General features: G+C 60.0%; 18 protein-coding genes and 1 pseudogene. 7 read left to right on the plus strand and 12 right to left on the minus strand.

All coding sequences use genetic code 11. The features are described from left to right. The coding region (locus tag BGIM_RS0134760) for a helix-turn-helix domain-containing protein (RefSeq protein WP_020474273.1) at window positions 1-390 on the minus strand (390 nt) is incomplete at its 3' end. Window positions 391-710: 320 nt separating this feature from the next. Between BGIM_RS0134760 and BGIM_RS53940 the strand changes: the two genes are divergently transcribed. The 7 genes from BGIM_RS53940 (at window position 711) to BGIM_RS58780 (ending at window position 5,577) form a co-directional block, all read left to right on the plus strand. Then, entirely contained in the window at window positions 711-1,280 is a 570-nt protein-coding gene (locus BGIM_RS53940; RefSeq protein ID WP_020474274.1) for an ArsI/CadI family heavy metal resistance metalloenzyme, read from the plus strand. A gap of 26 nt (window positions 1,281-1,306) precedes the next feature. Beyond that, window positions 1,307-1,681, plus strand: a complete 375-nt coding sequence (locus BGIM_RS0134770) for a VOC family protein (protein WP_020474275.1) — start codon at window positions 1,307-1,309, stop codon at window positions 1,679-1,681. Window positions 1,682-1,849: 168 nt separating this feature from the next. Then, window positions 1,850-2,368 carry a class I SAM-dependent methyltransferase gene (locus tag BGIM_RS63775; RefSeq protein ID WP_020474276.1) on the plus strand — a complete coding sequence of 173 codons (519 nt, stop codon included), beginning with the start codon at window positions 1,850-1,852 and terminating at the stop codon, window positions 2,366-2,368. After that, the gene (locus BGIM_RS0134780; RefSeq protein WP_020474277.1) at window positions 2,365-3,648 is read left to right on the plus strand and encodes an MFS transporter; all 1,284 of its coding nucleotides are present in this window, start codon (window positions 2,365-2,367) and stop codon (window positions 3,646-3,648) included. The genes BGIM_RS63775 and BGIM_RS0134780 overlap by 4 nt, the downstream gene beginning before the upstream one ends. After that, a complete protein-coding gene (locus BGIM_RS0134785; RefSeq protein ID WP_020474278.1) occupies window positions 3,645-4,211 on the plus strand; it encodes a VOC family protein in 567 nt (188 codons plus the stop codon). The genes BGIM_RS0134780 and BGIM_RS0134785 overlap by 4 nt, the downstream gene beginning before the upstream one ends. After that, window positions 4,208-4,579 (plus strand): hypothetical protein, encoded by a 372-nt coding sequence (locus BGIM_RS0134790; RefSeq protein ID WP_020474279.1) that lies wholly within the window; start codon window positions 4,208-4,210, stop codon window positions 4,577-4,579. Before BGIM_RS0134785 ends, BGIM_RS0134790 begins: the two co-directional genes overlap by 4 nt. Beyond that, the gene (locus BGIM_RS58780) at window positions 4,576-5,577 is read left to right on the plus strand and encodes a VOC family protein (RefSeq protein WP_020474280.1); all 1,002 of its coding nucleotides are present in this window, start codon (window positions 4,576-4,578) and stop codon (window positions 5,575-5,577) included. The genes BGIM_RS0134790 and BGIM_RS58780 overlap by 4 nt, the downstream gene beginning before the upstream one ends. A 39-nt stretch (window positions 5,578-5,616) precedes the next feature. Here BGIM_RS58780 and BGIM_RS0134800 read toward each other — a convergent pair whose 3' ends face one another. From BGIM_RS0134800 to BGIM_RS53955, 11 genes and pseudogenes are all read right to left on the minus strand, one after another. Beyond that, entirely contained in the window at window positions 5,617-5,781 is a 165-nt protein-coding gene (locus BGIM_RS0134800) for a hypothetical protein (RefSeq protein WP_193789040.1), read from the minus strand. 225 nt (window positions 5,782-6,006) lie between these two features. Continuing rightward, window positions 6,007-7,224 carry a prenyltransferase/squalene oxidase repeat-containing protein gene (locus BGIM_RS0134805; protein WP_020474282.1) on the minus strand — a complete coding sequence of 406 codons (1,218 nt, stop codon included), beginning with the start codon at window positions 7,222-7,224 and terminating at the stop codon, window positions 6,007-6,009. Window positions 7,225-7,239: 15 nt separating this feature from the next. Next, window positions 7,240-8,460, minus strand: a complete 1,221-nt coding sequence (locus tag BGIM_RS0134810; RefSeq protein ID WP_020474283.1) for a prenyltransferase/squalene oxidase repeat-containing protein — start codon at window positions 8,458-8,460, stop codon at window positions 7,240-7,242. A gap of 438 nt (window positions 8,461-8,898) precedes the next feature. Continuing rightward, the gene (locus BGIM_RS67435; protein WP_029631221.1) at window positions 8,899-9,399 is read right to left on the minus strand and encodes a DUF1549 domain-containing protein; all 501 of its coding nucleotides are present in this window, start codon (window positions 9,397-9,399) and stop codon (window positions 8,899-8,901) included. A gap of 15 nt (window positions 9,400-9,414) precedes the next feature. After that, complete coding sequence (locus BGIM_RS67440; protein WP_238537782.1) at window positions 9,415-9,588, minus strand: c-type cytochrome domain-containing protein; 174 nt, start codon at window positions 9,586-9,588, stop codon at window positions 9,415-9,417. After that, window positions 9,564-9,785, minus strand: coding sequence for a hypothetical protein (locus BGIM_RS67445; protein WP_029631223.1), 222 nt, complete (start codon window positions 9,783-9,785; stop codon window positions 9,564-9,566). Before BGIM_RS67445 ends, BGIM_RS67440 begins: the two co-directional genes overlap by 25 nt. 81 nt (window positions 9,786-9,866) lie before the next feature. Further along, window positions 9,867-10,244 (minus strand): hypothetical protein, encoded by a 378-nt coding sequence (locus BGIM_RS0134835; protein WP_020474285.1) that lies wholly within the window; start codon window positions 10,242-10,244, stop codon window positions 9,867-9,869. A 110-nt stretch (window positions 10,245-10,354) separates the two neighbouring features. Further along, window positions 10,355-10,555 carry a hypothetical protein gene (locus BGIM_RS66120; protein ID WP_193789041.1) on the minus strand — a complete coding sequence of 67 codons (201 nt, stop codon included), beginning with the start codon at window positions 10,553-10,555 and terminating at the stop codon, window positions 10,355-10,357. A 221-nt stretch (window positions 10,556-10,776) separates the two neighbouring features. Then, complete coding sequence (locus BGIM_RS0134850; RefSeq protein WP_020474288.1) at window positions 10,777-11,328, minus strand: rhodanese-like domain-containing protein; 552 nt, start codon at window positions 11,326-11,328, stop codon at window positions 10,777-10,779. 32 nt (window positions 11,329-11,360) lie between these two features. Continuing rightward, a complete protein-coding gene (locus BGIM_RS0134855) occupies window positions 11,361-13,049 on the minus strand; it encodes a cysteine desulfurase (RefSeq protein WP_020474289.1) in 1,689 nt (562 codons plus the stop codon). A gap of 25 nt (window positions 13,050-13,074) precedes the next feature. Continuing rightward, window positions 13,075-13,514, minus strand: a pseudogene (locus BGIM_RS53955) (Crp/Fnr family transcriptional regulator); the annotation flags it as partial.

Genomic DNA, 13,514 nt, shown 5'->3' on the forward strand with positions numbered 1-13,514 from the left:
CTGGGGAACGACCTCGATTCCCCATTGTTCACGGACGTACCGGGCGAGTTTGGGACCGGACCACAAGCCGCCGTCGGGCGGGTCGGCCTGAAGGGCGGCGTACAAGTCCGCCTGTTGTTCCGGACTCAAAAGCGGCTCGGCCCCGTTGGCCCGTCGGCCGTCCGCCAGCCCGTCCGGACCGTGTTCGTTCCACCGCTTGAGCAGGGTCCGTCCCCACGACGGCGTCAGGCCCACGGCTTGGGCGGCCCGTCCGGCGGACATGGGCTGATCGGGCCGGGTGACCAGCCACAAGACCTGCCAGCGGGTTTTCTCTGCCCCGTCCGGACAATTCCGGTATCGCCGGGCGATTTCGCCGGGCGACAGATGGCTGATGATGGGTATTCGAGTCATGGTATTTCTCCCCCCATTTAGAGAGGGTTACCCATCAACGAGATTCGGTATTACATCGTCGGCGACGGCGCTTCTCCCGGCGAGTGCATCGTTGTGATCGCCGAGGTGCCTCGGGATTCCAGCGTGCCGAAACCCGTGCTGCCACCGCCCGCTTACCTGAACGCGAAGACCTCGCCCTTGCGGGCCAAAATCGAAAAGATGCCGCTCAACGAACTGGAACCTTCGATATCAGCAAGTGATTTTTCGGAGGCATCGCGTGACAAGTCTGACGGTGATCGAGGACCCGGTGAAATTTCACCTGTCCGTCAACGTGTCCGACCTTGGCCAGGTCGATTGCTTTCTACCGCGTCCTGTTCGGGGTCGAACCAGCCAAACATCATCCCGATTATGCGAAGTTCGAGATCGACGAACCGCCGGCGGTGTTCTCGCTCACGCCGAACAACGTCGGCCGGGGCGGGGTGATGTCCCACATGGGCCTGCGTCTCACAAACGAGGCGGACGTTCGCAAGGTGCAACGGCGGCTTGAAACGGCCGGCATTCGGACACGCGAGCAGAACGACATGCGGGGATGTTATGCGGTTCAGGAAAAGGTGTGGGTTGAAGACCCGGACCTGAACCTGTGGGAAATCTACATCGTGCGGGAAGACATCTTTCGGGGAGATGTGTCCGGTTCACGCGCTCTGCCGCCCGAGCCGGTTTCCGACGACGGCCCGGATCGGCATGTGCTGTACAAGGGACCGTTCCGGGAATTAACCGACGACGTCGGCCGGGTGTTTCCGCGAGGTGAGACCGTTGCGGTTCCCCCGCGAATCTGGGAATCGCTGCGTCAGGGACCAACGGCGGCTCAATTCGTGTTTTCGATTCCCGCCGCGTCGGCCGGTTGTCATTGACTTCCCCAAATTTCCGGAGCCAGCCAATGTCCGCGACTATCGAGATTCCGACGCCGACAACAACAGCGAAGTTTCACTTCAGCCTGTGGGTCACCGATCTGAACCGAACGGTTGCTTTCTACCGCGTTTTGTTCGGCCAAGAACCGCACAAGCATTATCCGGATTACGCGAAGTTTGAACTCGCCGAACCGCCGGTCGTGCTGTCGTTCCTGCCGCAACCGGCCCCGCGCGGGGCGTCCCTCAACCATGTCGGGTTGCGACTTCCGAAGTCGGCGGGATTAGTCGCAATTCAAAAAAGGCTGGAACAAGCCGGGTATTCGACGATTCGGGAAGACGGCGTGGAGTGTTGCTATGCCCTCCAGACAAAATTCTGGGTCACCGACCCGGACGGCGTCCGGTGAAAAATCTACACGCTCCACGAAGACATCGAACACCACGGAAAAACCCGTAACCCGCAGCCTGCCCCGGCTCTCCGGCTTGAGCCGGTTGCACCCGAAGGCATTTGGACGCACACACTGCCCGACCTGTTTCCAAACCGGCTTCCGTTTGACGACGCGAGCCTTGACGAAGTGAAATTGCTGGGCACGTTCAACGGCCATGACGGTATTGCCGGGTTCAAGCTGGCCCTCGCCGAAGCAAGCCGGGTGTTACGGCCCGGCGGGCGGGTGTTCGCTCGTGGCATGGTCGGCGACCGGCCATATCCCGGCCGCCCCGACTTTCCCGGCCTGACGGCGAAGATTCGCTTCATTCCGACCCAGACGGAACCGCTCGACGCCCTCGCCCAAGCCGGATTTCGCGGCGTCGAAGTGGAGACATGGAAAGAAGTCGGCTGCCTGCAAGACGCGAGCGGCGTCGGATTCCGGTCGGTCACCATCTCGGCTTGGAAGGTAACCGGCGACAGCCAGCCGCGACAGGCCGTGCGCTACGACGGACCCTTTGCGAAACTCACCGACGACGACGGCACGGCCTTCCATCGCGGGATCGCCGTCGCTGTCACCACCGACCAAGCCGAACGGCTGCGCAACAGCCCGGCCAGCGGGCAGTTCATTTTTGTCGATTCCCCGAACGGACCCGAAACCACCAAATGAGCGCCATCGTTACCGAACCCGAACGATCTGTCCCGGCCGTCACGACCGAACTGCCAACGCTCGTGAGTTGGGTGAATCTGTTCGCGGCCGGGGTGATCTACGTCTGCACCAATCCGGGCCGGACCCACGGACTCGGCGTCATCACCGAACCGCTTCTGAAGGATTTTGAAATCTCGCGAGCGACATTCGGACAGATTAACTTTTGGGCCACGATGGTTGTCGCGGCCCTGTCGTTCGGATTCGGCACAATCGTTGACCGGCTCGGCATTCGCCGGTCGGCCTGGACGCTGACCGCCCTGACGGCCGCCGCCACCGCCCTGATGGCAATCGCAGGCGGGTACTGGACGCTGTTCGCGGCGATCACGCTCGCCCGGTTGTTTGGCCAGGGCATTTTGGCGCTGGTCAGCACCGGGCTTCTCGGCAAGTCATTCACTCCCGGCCGCGCCCCAATGGCGGCGGCTGTGTACCTGCTCCTGACCGGCGCCTTATACGGGGCCGTGGTCCAGGCAACCCGTGTGGGCCTGATTGACTTGCACATGACATGGCGGGAAATCTGGCTCTGCACCGCCGCCGTGATGGCGTTTGGGGCCTTGCCGGTCTCGATGCTCCTCATCACCGAGCCCAAGATTGCCCCGCCAAACCGGACGGCGATGTCCGTGAGCCTCGGCGGCGACCGGACGATGTGGGAGGCGGTTCGTTCGCCGGTGTTCCTCGTTTACGGGGGATATTGCATGGTAAACGGCATCTCCGGCTCCGGGATCGCGTTGTTCAACGAGTCACTGCTCAAAGACCGAGGATTCGGCAAAGAGGTGTTTTTCGATTCTCTGTTGATCGGCATCGTGTCGATGATCGTGTTCAAATTCGGGATCGCGTGGCTCTGCCAGAAATGGTCGATGGGCAAAATGCTGGCGTTGGGAATGCTGATGACCGCCGGCGCCCTCGCGACCGTCCAGCACTTGGAAACGACGAACGACGTGTATCTCTGGTCGGTGGTCAAGGCGTTGGCGATGGCGATCCATGTTGTTGTCTACTTCTCCATTTGGGTTTATGCCTTTGGCCGGCGCGACCTCGCCCAGATTCAGGGGGCGGTCCACGTCATTACGATCACCGCCTCCGGCGTCGGCCCGCTGGTCTTTGGCATGTATCGGGATCATTTCGGAACATACATCCCATTGTTGAATTGCTTCGCCTGGGTGATTCTGGCCCTCGGCGTTTTGATGCTGTTCGTCAAAGTGCCGTGCGCGAATCAGCCTGTCGAACCGGAGGAAGAAACCGAATGAACCAATGCCGCCTGACTCTCGGCGTCACCGACCCGGCCCGGTCCGCCGGGTTTTACCGTGTGTTCTTCGACAGCGAACCAGTTCGCGTCTCATCGGATGCCGTGGTGTTCGCCATGTCCGAGCCGCCGCTCGAAGTCGCCCTGACTCGCTCGCCAAGCGGGAAGGTCGCCCCGATTGCCAGCCAAGGATTGCGGTTCGTTGACCGGACCACCGTGGTTGCCCGCCGCGAGCGCTTGCATCAGGCCGGATTAAAAACCCACACCCAAGAATGCACCCATTGCGGCTACAACGAACAATTCAAGGTTCACGTCGCCGACCCGGACGGACACTATTGGCACCTGTACGTCGTTGATCGTTTGATCCACCCGAACACGATCCATCGTTGTCTCGAAGGCGACGAGGCCGTGCTGCCTCCCGATCCGGTGGTCGCTTTTTTTGCGAGTATTTCGCCGGGCAACCCCGGCCGGATCGGCTTCCGCACGGTGATGATTCACTTGACGAAGCCCGCTTGTTCGGAGCCACCGCTGGGGATGACGGCTTGGCGGCCGAGGCATATCGGGTGATCCGTCCGGGCGGGACCATTCTGGCCCAAGGCGCCCCCGAGGACGCAACCGCGAGATTGAACCTGCTCCTCGCGGCCGGCTTCCAAGGCTTGACCATTCACGGGGGGCGAATCCGCGGATTCAAACCCGAACACCCGACCGCCGCGCCCAAGCGGTTGGTGCTGTACAAGGGACCGTTTCGCCAGACTCGCGACGACCGGGGGAACGTCTATCCCCGCGGACGTCGCGTCCAGGTGGACGAGGCCACTTGGACGCTCTTGCGGCGCGGCGAGGCGGCTGAACAATTACTGTTTTTGTTCCCGTTTGGTTATCCCGCCGCCGGCCCGGTCCGGCCCCCCGTGGATGCGTTTGCGGAGGTTCAATCATGATTTCGCTCGAAACCCAGCCCGTTTCAATCATTCCGCATCTGGAAGGGCAAACCGCCTTCTCCCTCACGTTGCATGTCACGGATGTTCCCACGTCTGTTGATTTCTATCGGGTGTTGTTCGATGGCGAACCGGCCAAGCATTTCCATGAGTTTGCCGAGTATGTCCTCGCGGAACCGCCGCTGGCCATCGGTTTGCTGCACGTGAACAAATATCCGGGAAAGCCGACCAATGCGATTGGCCTGCGACTGGCCTCGATGGAGGAACTGGAGGGCGTTCGCGACCGGCTCGAACTTGCGGGCATTTCGTTTGTTCAAGCCTCCCCGAATCGTTTGGTGGTGTCAGACCCGGACGACAATCGGCTGGATTTGTATCTGGCGAACCCGGACTTTTCGCCGTTCGATCATTCTCCCCCGGCGACCTTGGCAGTGCGTGAAGATCGCATCACATGGGAACACAAAATTTGCTCGCCGATTCCGCACGCCGATCACTCGGTTGACGAAATCACGCTGCAAGGAACCTTCAACTCAGAATTCACTTCGGAAGCAATCTCCCGATTGTTGGCCGAAGTAAAGCGAACGCTAAAACCGGGCACTCGCGTGATGGTGTCCGGCTTGGTCGGCGACCGTTCTCCCACTGCACCGTTCTCGCTGCCGGGTCTGGCGTCCCGGCTCAAGACCCTGCCGTTGGAACATGCCCCGATGACCGCCTTGGAAGAGGCCGGCTTCACGGACATCCACTACGAACTCTTCGGCGACATCATTTGCTTCCAAGCCCCCGGCGTTGACATGCGCAAAATCCGCCTGTTCGGAACCAAACCAACAGCCGATGCCACGGATATGTCGTTCGATGTCTGCTATCGCGGCCCGCTGGCCGAGGTCGAAACCGATGATGGAATCATTTTTCGCCGGGGCGAGACGAGGCGAGTCATCGCGGACGTGTGCCGCCGCCTCATGTCTGGTCCGGCCGCCGGACAATTTTCTTACGATGAATTACCTTGAGTTCTCCCGGCATGTTACGTGGCTGTACATGTGACGATATCATCGGGTGTTTTTTCCGGGCAGATGGAAGAAGAAGATGACCACACGGACCGTCGCTGTCTTGATCACAGTGAGGGCGAAGATCATCCCGCAGGCCTGTCCGTGCATCAGCTTGGTGATTGAGAGCGGGATGATGACGGCTCTATCGTGCGGCAGCGTGCCCATCCCCCCGATGACCATGGCCGCCAACCGATGGCGCACCTCTAAACAGTTGGCCGGGGTTGATTGTTACTTTTCAGACGGGGCGGTTTGATGTGGATGTCACTACAGTCGCCGGAAAAGTAACAATCAACCCCGGCCAGGCGCTTAATCCTTTGGCGTTAAGCCAAGCCTCGGCAAAGCGGATTGTATCGCCCATGCAGGCCATCATGCAGTCGCAGCAGCCTTGGATCATTTCCGCAGGGGCGGCCCTTTCGGCTCTGGGGGTGACGGTTTCAAATCTGCCTGCCAAAACGGCACATAACGGTAGTACACCTGAAGCGACAACAGTGACATCACCGTGCATCCCAGCCGTCCATACTGATCGCCGATGTCCCCGCCATCCGGCGACCATGATCCTTTGAGATTTTCGTCCGCCGACCTGTTCTGGGTTCCCACCAGAAAGTCTCGCATGCTCGGATTCCATTTCTTGTGCCAGTCGGAGCGATTGATCGCGTGCAGGAATTGCGTCTCAAAATAGTGGCGCTGGTGCAGAACGGGATTCTCGTCCGAGACGGGATGTTGAACCATCGCTTCGCCCGCCCGGACCAGCGCCGGGTGTTTGGCCACCCAGCCCGTGAGATACCGGCAGGCCGGGGCGGCAGATGTGAGGTCGGCCAGAGGTTCGTCCTTGGCTAGTCCGTAGGTTATCCCCGAATCCCATGAGCGGGAATTCAGGAGTTTGCCAATCTTCTCGTATGTCTCCTCGCGGGAGAATTCGAACTCGGTGATTCGGGCCACCCAGAGAGCCTGAATTGGCCAGGCCAGGAAGACCACAGGGCCAAGTTTGCCATTGGCCATTCCCCACGAACCGTCCCGATGCTGGCTTTTCAACAGCCAGTCGAGAGCCTTCTCGGCCGCCGGTTTCACACCCTTCATGTCGGCCAGAACGCTGGCTTCACACAATGCGATCGTCGCCCACGAATGGCCGTCGATATTGGTGACGTTCTCAAAACTACCGTCGATCTTCTGGCGGGAAAGGAGATATTTGAGGCTCCCGGTCAAGGCCGGTCCGTATCTGCTTGATTGATCCACCGTGACGCCCGCCCCCAAATAAGCCAGCAACGCCAGCGAGGTCGCGCTGACCGGGTCGTCGCGCAAACAGGGCTGAATGACATGTGGCTGGCGAACCAGCAATGCCAGCACTGTTGCGATGACCCGGTCGTCCTTCTCCGTGCCTTCGCTTTTCCAAGAACCGTCTTTGAGGCGATTCCGGTGCACCCAAGCCAATCCTCTGGCGACGGCCATCTCGCTCTCGGAGTTTCCCCCTCCTTCTTTCAGGAGTTTGTCTTTGATGGAAGCGAAATCGGAGCTTCGTCCTCTGAGGATCGTGTCGGAAACCGGACGAGTCTCGCCGTCGGCCATGACAGTTGGAGGGAGAAGGAAAAGCAGGCAGCAAACGAGTCGCATGAGGGCACTCCGCAATCAGCGTTCTAGTTCGATCACTTCTCGTTTGGGGGCCGCAAGTTTGAAACCCGGCGGCAGGTAACGGAAATACACTTCAAGAGTCAGCAGCGACATTGCGGTAGAGCCGTGTTTGCCGTATTGTTCGCCGAGCTCTCCGGCGTCCGGCGACCATGATCCGAATGTCGGCTTTTCGCGGGGGTTTTGATCGACTCCCTCTTTGTATTGGGCGTCATATAAGCTGGCTCGCATCGCCCGTTCCCATGTCTTCCATGCCTGACCCCCCATCGCGTGGAGAAATTGCGTCTCGAAGAAATGACGCTGATAAAGGACGGGATTTTTGTCCGAGACTGGTCGGCGCGTGATGGCGTCAAATGCCCTCCGCATCGCCGGATCATCGCGTGATGTTCCGGTGAGCAATCTAATCATCGGGGCGGCGGCGGTCAATTCCGGGGACGGTTCGTCTTTCGCCAATCCGTAAGTCTGGCCTTTGTCCCACGTGCGGGAATCGAGATAGCCCGTCACGCCGCGAAACACATCCCGGGTGGGAACCTGGTAACCAACTGTTTTGGCCAGCCACACCGCCTGAACCGGCCACGCGAGGCAGATCGCCGGGCCGAGTTTGCCCTTGGTCACTCCCCATGAACCGTCTTTGCATTGGTTTTTTACGAGCCAGCCCAGGGCATCCGCCGCCCCTTCCCGCGCGCCTTCAATGTTGGTCAGGATGCTGGCTTCGACCAGGGCGATCGTTGCCCAAGAGTGACCTTCCATGCCGGTGATCTTTCCAAAGCTGCCGTCGGGCTTTTGGTGCAAAAGCAGATATGAGATCCCGGCGTCCACAACTTTGGCATCCCTGCCGTCCGGACGCCAGCCATCGATGCCCGTGAAGGCCAGCACGGCCAATGAGGTGACGCCAATGCTGTCATTTTTGGCCGTTCCATCGCCGACCCAAGACCCGTCCTCGAGCTGATGGCGGGCCAGCCAGGACAATCCGCGACGGAGAACCGCATCATAAGTCGCGCCGCCAATCCAAAATCGCCCGATGTTGATCTGTCGTTCAATCTCGTCATCGATATTGGCCGTTAATTCCGTCGAGGGAATCCACTGGTTCGCTTCATGCTGTAACAGTCGCCTGATTCGAGAATCGATCCTGCCAACGAAAATATCATGGGAAAGACGTGGCTTTTCGTCAGCCATGGCGGATATCGGCGCGAGCAACAACAGGCAACCGGCGAGACGCATGGGATTCTCCAGCTCTTCTTGAGAGTTGCTTGTTTGTTGGCTGGAAAGTGAGTGCATGCGAGAGAGAAAATCAAACGGAGGCGCAGGATCCGCCTTGCTTTCTCAATCAACTTGTTCCAAGTTTCCCTCGCGTCCTTATTGTCGTCAGTCAATTCACCTTCGCAGGCAAGCAACATCTTCTCGGCGGTTTTGGACGACCTTTGTCCGGCAATGGTTCTGCCATCGACAATCGAATCGAAAGCGTCGGCAATCTTCCGGTCTCGGCAATTTGCCCGGTTCACTGGAAAGTTACGTGCGTTCCCTGTCATCGTTAAAGAAGTCCGCCTCGGTTTTCAACAGCACCGGATGGTCGCCGGCCTCGCCCGCAATTCGGCCAGCACTTCCAAGAACTCGGTCAGGAGTGAAGCCCGAAACACGTCATCGCCGGTGAAGGTCGCATTAACCATCGGCAGGGTGCCTCGCCCACGGAGTCCCATTTGCTTGCGTAAACGGGAATACCTTCATGTCTTGTTCGCTACTCTTTCTGCGAGACGGTCCGGTTGATTCGCCGTAGCGGGCGACATCCAGCCAGTGCCGGCCCCAGCGTTCGCCGAAGACCGGGGAAGCCAGCAACCGGTCCGCCACTTTGGCGAAGGCGTCCGGCGAACCGCCTTTCACGAAGGCGTCAATCTCAGCCGGGGTCAGCGGCAAGCCGGTCAGGTCGAAGGTGATCCGGCGGATCAGCGTCGGCTTGTCCGCGTCGGCCACCGGCGGGAATTTCTTTTCCTCCAGCTTGGCAAGCACGAAGCGGTCGAGATCATCCTTCGCCCAAGCCGTGTCCTTCACGGCCGGCACGGCCGGTTGTTTCAGCGGTTGCCAGGCCCAGTGGTCTTTCTTGAGTTGATCGTATTCAGGCTTGCATTTGCCGAGGCTGGCGAGGATCTTCGGCTTGGGCCACACAGCCCCGTCGGCGATCTACGTCTTGAGGTCGGCCAGTTGTTCTTCCGACAGGTGTTCCCCCTGAACCGGCATCCGCCGCTTGGCGTCCCCCGTGGAGGTGCGCGTCAGCAGCAGGCTCTTGGCCGGATTGCCGGGGACAACGGCCGCCCCGGTGTTGCCACCGGTCAGCAGACCCTTGTGGTCGTCCACGCGCAGACCACCGGCCGGCTGGTGTCGGCCGAGTGACAGGCGTAACAATGCTCCACGAGCTTCGGCCGGATCTTCTTCTCGAAGAACGCCAGTTTGGCCGTGTCGTCGGCCGGCTTGGTCTCGGCCAGGGCCGCGGCCGGAGAGCCAACGGCGAGGGCCGTCAGCAACCGGGCCATCAGGCGACGATTCAGGGTCATGGAACAAGTTCCTTTTGATCGGGTAACTATTAGAAATCTAACTTGCCTGTTCGTATCGATGTAATGCCCCAAAGGGCCATCTCATTTGGCGCGAGTGGTCAAGGACAGCTGGACATCAGAAGACGTTTCTGACACCTCAAAGGACAAACCGGACGCCGCCGCCTTGAGGAAGCTTTTTGACAACGGAGGGCGGGGAAGTCGTTTTCCATTGTCGTCAACGTCGTCTGAAAGGACGATCCGGGCGTTGTACTTTCCCGGCATCGCCTCTTTTAGGACTTTGCCCTCCAACAGACTTTCCAAAGCGAAAACCCCGTCCTTCTGAATCACCCCGGATGCAAGAACGGACGGATTTCCCTCCAAAACCCCCTCCACATGATGGCCGACAAGCGGGGAGACATCCCCGCCTTCCAAAGTCACTGTTCCCTTGATGGAACCGTTTTCGGTCCGGCTGGCTCGCAAGCGCCGATCCCCGCCAGAATCACCATCGTGGCGATCAGTCGCGTACTCCGCTTCATTCTTGTGCGCACAAACATTACCAATCTTTCCTGTGAATAGATGAAAGCCGGAGATCAATTCCCCGTGCCCACTTCGCCCCTGGACCGGATGACCAAGGCGGTCAGAATGGCGGCGATTGTCGTGGTTTTGATCGCACGCACGCTGCCGACGCCGAGAACGAACTGGCAAACCCCGGTGTGTGGGCCGCCGAACGTGGTGTTGTCAATCGAACTCGCGTTATCCGGGGGAGAAAGCAACCGCACGATTGCGTCCACCGGCGATGTTCCCATCATTCGGCGGTTGGAGTTTGTCTGGCCGCCGAAGATGCTCCGGTCCTCGTTTCTCGCTCGCAACGAATTCGGGCGAATATGCTTTTCGCCGAAAAAATGTGGTGTTGCTCAAACCATCGGCGGCACTGGCAAAATTCAAATTGTCGGCCTTCAAAATCATAATGGTGCGGGCGGCCACGGTTCCGGTGTAAGTACCTTTGCGGCGATTAGGTGGCGCATTGGCCCTGAGATTCCTGGCCGACTTGATTCCAAGGCATGCGGGCAAACAGCATCCCCATCCCGCAGGTGTCGGTGACTCCCGCGAAGACGAGTCCGGCTCCCACGAATCCCGAGAGGCCAAACAGGTATTCATGGACCAGAAAACCCAAGGCGACCCCGATCAGCACGAGCGACCCGGCGGCGATGCGAACCTGTCTTTCCAGCGACATCGCTTTCTTGCCGCGCACCACGGGAAGCCCGGCCTCCTCCCACGCCTTGGTTCCACCCTCCACATTCACAACATTCGGGTTGCCCGCCAATTTTAACATTTCGCACGCCTTGGCCGCGCGGCCGCCGGTGTGACAGATCACATAGATCGGCTCGCTTTGGGAAACATTAGCCGCGTCGAGTCGATCCAGTGGGATACTGCGGGCGCCTTCCGCATGGATGCTCCGGTACTCAACGGGGGTTCGCACATCGATCAGGTTGAGTATCTTGCCGGCACGCTTCAACGCCACGAAATCGTTGGGACTGATGGTGGCGGGCATCGTTTGAGACATGTTGATCTCCTTCGAGTGAAAGACCTGCGAAATCAGAGGCGTTGGATTCGGCGGATCGCCTCGGCGAGGCGGTCAAGTTCTTCACGGGTATTGTAAATGGAAAGCGATGGCCGCACTGTTGATTCCAGCCCAAACCGCCGCAAAGACGGCTGCGAACAATGATGGCCGGCCCGGACGGCGATCCCTTCCAAGTCGAGCAACCGCCCCACTTCCTCTGTGCGCTTGCCCTGAAGCACAAAAGAGAGGACTCCGACCTTCTCCCGAGCCGTTCCGACAAGACGCAGTCCGTCGATCCGTGAAAGCTTTTCCGTGCCGTACTCAAGCAGTTCGTGTTCGTACTTGGCGATGTTCGGCAATCCAAGGCGGGTGACATAATCCAGAGCCGCCCCCAGACCCACCGCATCGCCAATGCTCGGGGTTCCGGCCTCAAACCGGGCCGGCGTTCCGTGATAGGTGGTTTCCTCGAACGTCACGTTCTTGATCATGTTGCCGCCTCCCTGCCAAGGAGGCAGCAGATCGAGCAATTCTTCCTTGCCGTACAGCACGCCAATACCCGTCGGCGCGAAAACCTTGTGTCCCGAAAACACAAAGAAATCGCAGTCGATTTCTTGCACATTCACGGCGATGTGGGCGACCGTTTGCGCGCCATCAATCAGCACACGGGCGCCATATCGCTTGGCCATCCGGGTCATCTCGGCAATCGGCAGAACCGTGCCCAGACTGTTCGAGGCGTGGGTGATCGCGACCAGTTTGGTCCGCGGCCCGAGCAAGTTTTCGTATTCGCCGAGCATCACCTCGCCCCGATCATTCACGGGGATGACCCGAATGATCGCCCCTTTTTCGCGGGCGGCCATCTGCCACGGAACGATGTTCGCGTGGTGTTCAAGGGTGGAAAGGATGATCTCGTCGCCCGGATGCAGGAACTTCTTGCCAAATGTCTGGGCGGCAAGGTTGATCGCTTCGGTCGTGCCCCTCGCGAACACAATTTCCTTCGTGGATGACGCACCGAGGAAGTTCTGCACCTTCTGGCGGGTGCCCTCGTAGGCATCCGTCGAGCGAGCCGCCAGCGTGTGCGCGGCCCGGTGGATGTTAGAGTTGTCCCGCGAGTAATAGTTGGTGATCGCGTCGATCACGGCTTGCGGTTTCTGCGTGGTGGCGGCGTTGTCGAGCCACGCGAGCGGCTTGCCGTGAATGCGTTGCTGCAAGATGGGAAAATCGCGGCGAATGGCCTCCACATCGAACGGCCGGGAGGCATAGCTCGATTTTGTCTCGGGCGCGGCGACTCGTCGAAATCGTTCGAGAAATCGGTCTTGCGTGCAGACACCCGGACTCTTCAACGATCCGTCGGACCATACCTGTTGAGCGAACGCACTCAGCCCGTTGTTAGACGCCGGCGGAGCCACCGTGGGCGATAATCCGAACGGGGCGCTGATATTGGTGTCCGGCAGGTGAAATCCTCGCGGCAACTCACTTGGCAGGCTTGGCGTTGAAAGCCCGTTGGCTCCGGGTTTGAAGTTTTGCACGGCTCCGGGTAACAGTGCTGGACTGGTTGCCGCAGGCAGCCCGGGGGCAACCGCCGGGGCGTGGGACGGCGTCGGGACGGGGATATGTGCTTCCGTTGGCGGCTCGAATCCGGGCAGCGGCGCGGAACTTGATTGCGGTGATTCACGGAATAACCGCGTGGCGATGGACGCGATCAATTCCGGGGTGATTTCTTCCATAGTGTTGCTCCGTCGAAGGATGGGCCTACTTCACTTTCTGTTTCTTGTTTTCGTAGTCGTGGTAGTACCCGACTTCGACGTTTTCGAGGATACCGAGGGCGTCGTCGGTGAGGACGGCTGCGGAGAAGTAGAGGGTGAGGAGGTAGGAGGCGACGCCGAGGTTGTCGAGCCCCATCAACCGGGCCGACAGGCTCGGGGCGATCTCGCCGGGGATGCCGGCCTGATGCAACCCGACGACCCCCTGATCGGCCTCGCCGACCCGCAGCAACAGAATGCTGGTGGTGCCGGTCTGGTTCGAGAGCCGCCGGCTCTTGACGTCCAGCTTGTCGCAGGGGACGATGGGGACGCCCCGCCACATGATGACCGGCGTTCCGAACAAATTGGTGGTGACGGGGGGCACGCCGCGCCAGGTGCATTCCCGCTCGAAGGCCGCGATGGCCTTGGGATGGGCGAGGAAGAACGACG

Origin of the sequence: Zavarzinella formosa DSM 19928 (genome assembly GCF_000255705.1) — a bacterium.
Lineage (GTDB): Bacteria > Planctomycetota > Planctomycetia > Gemmatales > Gemmataceae > Zavarzinella > Zavarzinella formosa.

Excerpts from the sequence above, each read along its gene's own strand:
- BGIM_RS0134770 (WP_020474275.1), top strand. The coding sequence starts at position 1,307 with ATGTCCGCGACTATCGAGATTCCGACGCCGACAACAACAGCGAAGTTT.
- BGIM_RS0134780 (WP_020474277.1), top strand. The coding sequence starts at position 2,365 with ATGAGCGCCATCGTTACCGAACCCGAACGATCTGTCCCGGCCGTCACG.
- BGIM_RS0134785 (WP_020474278.1), top strand. The coding sequence starts at position 3,645 with ATGAACCAATGCCGCCTGACTCTCGGCGTCACCGACCCGGCCCGGTCC.
- BGIM_RS58780 (WP_020474280.1), top strand. The coding sequence starts at position 4,576 with ATGATTTCGCTCGAAACCCAGCCCGTTTCAATCATTCCGCATCTGGAA.
- BGIM_RS0134800 (WP_193789040.1), bottom strand. The coding sequence starts at position 5,781 with ATGGGCACGCTGCCGCACGATAGAGCCGTCATCATCCCGCTCTCAATC.
- BGIM_RS0134805 (WP_020474282.1), bottom strand. The coding sequence starts at position 7,224 with ATGCGACTCGTTTGCTGCCTGCTTTTCCTTCTCCCTCCAACTGTCATG.
- BGIM_RS0134810 (WP_020474283.1), bottom strand. The coding sequence starts at position 8,460 with ATGCGTCTCGCCGGTTGCCTGTTGTTGCTCGCGCCGATATCCGCCATG.
- BGIM_RS67445 (WP_029631223.1), bottom strand. The coding sequence starts at position 9,785 with ATGACCCTGAATCGTCGCCTGATGGCCCGGTTGCTGACGGCCCTCGCC.
- BGIM_RS0134850 (WP_020474288.1), bottom strand. The coding sequence starts at position 11,328 with ATGTCTCAAACGATGCCCGCCACCATCAGTCCCAACGATTTCGTGGCG.
- BGIM_RS0134855 (WP_020474289.1), bottom strand. The coding sequence starts at position 13,049 with ATGGAAGAAATCACCCCGGAATTGATCGCGTCCATCGCCACGCGGTTA.